At 70.3% G+C, this 1,094-nt stretch carries 2 protein-coding genes; one reads left to right on the forward strand and one right to left on the reverse strand.

The features are described 5' to 3' along the window. Positions 1–755, forward strand: a 755-nt coding sequence (locus HUK84_RS19640) for a hypothetical protein (RefSeq protein WP_176641710.1), incomplete at its 5' end; no start/stop codon positions are given. Here the strand turns inward: HUK84_RS19640 and HUK84_RS19645 are convergent. Further along, positions 716–1,094 (reverse strand): prephenate dehydrogenase dimerization domain-containing protein (locus HUK84_RS19645; RefSeq protein ID WP_176641711.1); only part of this gene is annotated, 379 nt, incomplete at its 5' end. The genes HUK84_RS19640 and HUK84_RS19645 overlap by 40 nt on opposite strands.

Consider the following 1,094-nt stretch of genomic DNA (forward strand, 5'->3'; position numbering starts at 1 on the left):
CGGGCGGGCTGGGGGCGGCGCTGCATGCCGTCATGGTCTGGCAGCCGGCCTTCCTGCGCCAGGCGGCCTTGCCCCCGATCCTGGCGCGGCAGATCGGGCCGGCGGGCATGCTGGCGGGCTTCATGGCCATGTTCCTGTTCTTGCTGCTGTTCGACGTACTGGCCTGCTGGGGGGCGGCCCTGCTCGGCCATGGTCGTTTCGTCACGAATTTCCGCGACGGCGCCCCCAGCGTCATGCTCGCGCCGCTGTCCATGACGGTGATGGGGCTGGGGGGCTGGCTGACGGCGCGGGGGGACTGGCCGTATTTCTTCATGACCGGGCGCTATGGCGGGCGGCGGGCGTTCGTGCGGGCGATGTTCCGGGCCTATCGGGTGAATGTCCTGCTGGCCGGGGCGATCGCGGTGGGGGTGACGCTGCTGTTCCAGGCGGCGCTGGGGGAACTGCCGCAGCGGCAGAACGTGCCGATGAATGTGCCGATGCTGGGGGGACTGACCTTTCTGATGTTCGTCGGGGCGGCCCATTTCGGCGCGCTGCCGCTGCTGTGGCGGGCAATCGGCGGCAAGGGGGCGATCGTCGCCTGCAACGTGCTGGCCTATATGACGCTCAATCTGGGCAATCCCTTCACCATGGCCCGCGCGGGACTGGCCGCGACGGGCGTCGGGCTGGCGCTGGGGGTCTTCGCGGCGGGGATGGTGATCGCGTGGATCGCCCCGGCTCAACTGGCCCGGATGGACTGGCCGCTGGACACGGAATAGGGCGCGGCATCGCTGGTGACGTGCAGGTCGTCTTCGGCCATCTGCCGCGCCAGGGCGAGGAAGCGCGCGCGCATTTCCCGCGCATAGGGGTTCAGTTGCGTGATGGCGTGGTACACCTCGGGCGAGTCGTGGCGGACCATGTCCAGGGCGGCGCGCAACTGGTCGAAGCTGCCCGTCGTGATCCGCTGCGGCATCGGTTTCATGTGGGGTTCCATGTGGTCCAGCAGGCGGGCCAGCAGGTGGGTCAGGCCCTGGCTGATCGCGGCCTCGCGGTCATGGGCCTCGGGCGTCGTCAGGATCACGCGCAGGCCGAGCCGGCGCAGGAAGGCGGCCAGCGCC

This window comes from Nguyenibacter vanlangensis (genome assembly GCF_013376155.1).
Taxonomy (GTDB): Bacteria; Pseudomonadota; Alphaproteobacteria; order Acetobacterales; family Acetobacteraceae; genus Gluconacetobacter; species Gluconacetobacter vanlangensis.